The sequence below is a fragment of the Spirosoma pulveris genome, assembly GCF_054781875.1.
The window spans coordinates 1-1,675 of sequence record NZ_BAAGTO010000052.1; the positions used below are offsets into that span (position 1 = coordinate 1).

1 protein-coding gene is annotated in these 1,675 nt (G+C 47.9%); it reads left to right on the forward strand.

Annotated features, from left to right (window positions below; genetic code table 11):
* Window positions 1–57: 57 nt before the first annotated feature.
* Window positions 58–1,587, forward strand: a complete 1,530-nt coding sequence (locus tag ACYVJM_RS32010; protein WP_461152193.1) for an IS1182 family transposase — start codon at window positions 58–60, stop codon at window positions 1,585–1,587.
* The last annotated feature ends 88 nt before the right edge of the window (window positions 1,588–1,675 follow it).

Consider the following 1,675-nt stretch of genomic DNA (forward strand, 5'->3'; position numbering starts at 1 on the left):
GTGGCTGTTGCACAACTCTACCTAGAGATTTAAGTAGCCTTTTCTGTATCTTGAGGTATGCAAGGCAGAAAAGACTATACCGATAAACAAGTCACTTGTTTTCAACTGTCCAACCGCGTCCCTAAGCACAATTTCTACCGTCGGTTAAAAGAGACGCTCGACCTGACCTTTATCTATGAGGGCACTAAACAGTTCTATGGCAATACAGGCAACCCTTCCATTGATCCAGTCATTTTCTTTAAGTTCATGCTCATCGGTTGCCTGGAGAATATTACCTCTGACCGTAAGCTGATCGAGCACTGCTCCATGCGCATGGATATGCTGTATTTCCTGGGCTATAACATTGATGAGCCATTACCCTGGCACTCCACTTTGAGCCGTACCCGCCAACTCTACCCGGAAGCGCTCTTTGAGCTACTATTTGACAGAGTATTCACTCTATGCGTGGCCAACAACATGGTGGCAGGTCGGCGGGTTGCCATTGACTCAGCCCCGGTTAAAGCCAATGCGTCGATGGAAAGGTTGCTAGAAAAACAACCCAATTTACCTGGCCCTAGGCTGGTTCAATCGATTGAAGATCAGCATGAGTCAGTAACCTCTATAGCCACACTCAGCCCCCGTCAAGCTGCATCTGTGATTAGTGCTGCCGATCACCAGTTAAGACAGTTAAAAAAGCGCCAGCAAAACTTGAAGAGCGCACCAAAAACTCTAGGGGCTGGCAACGAAAAGGCCAAGTTACTCAGCAATAAAACCCATTACAGTCCTGCCGATCCCGATGCCCGTATTTCCATCAAGCCTGGCAAAGCCCGTAAACTCAATTATCATTGTAGCTTGGCGGTTGATACCGCAGAAGGGGTCATCAGTCATGTGCAGGCCGATTTTGCCGATGGTCGAGATAGCCAGAACCTACCTGACATTACCTTGAAACTTCAACAACGGTTGGCTCAAAATGAGCTATGCCTTGAAGAAATACTGGCTGATACTGGCTACTCCAATGGCGCTAATTATGCTTTACTGGAAGGGTGGAACATTACCGGTTGGATACCTGTCTTCGGTCACTACAAATCCCAAATCGAAGGCTTTTCCTATCATCCTCAAGCAGATCACTTTACCTGCTCGGTGGGCAAGCATTTAGTGTTTAAGACGTTTGATAAGAACGAAGATGGAGGCTGGCTGAAGGTGTATCGAGCAGCTTATCAAGACTGTCAACAGTGCCCCCTCAAACCCAGCTGCGTTCCCAAGAGTCAATGCCGCCAAATTATTCGGACGGCCTATGATCCGTTCTATCGTCGAGCCTTGGCTCGCCAGCAAAGTCGGCGAGGTCAGCGTATGAAACGGCTTCGCCACCAAACAGTAGAACCGGTTTTAGGGAGTCTGGTAGAGTACTATGGCCTGCGAAAAGTGAATGTACGGGGCAAATCAGGGGCTCACAAGGTGATGCTGATGGCAGCCGTTGCCTTCAACTTGAAGAAGTATATGAAGTTCACCACTAAGTTCACCATCAGCCAGGCCATAGCGCTGAAAGTGGAGTGGTCTTTGGCATCACAAGATATTTTTCGAGGTTTTGAGCTGCTTTTTCTTAACTGAGAAAGGGAACCGAAGGTAGAAAATCCGATCAGCCTGATTAGACAACCAAAAGTCAAGTTAGAAAGCAGAGTTGTGCAACAGCCACGAG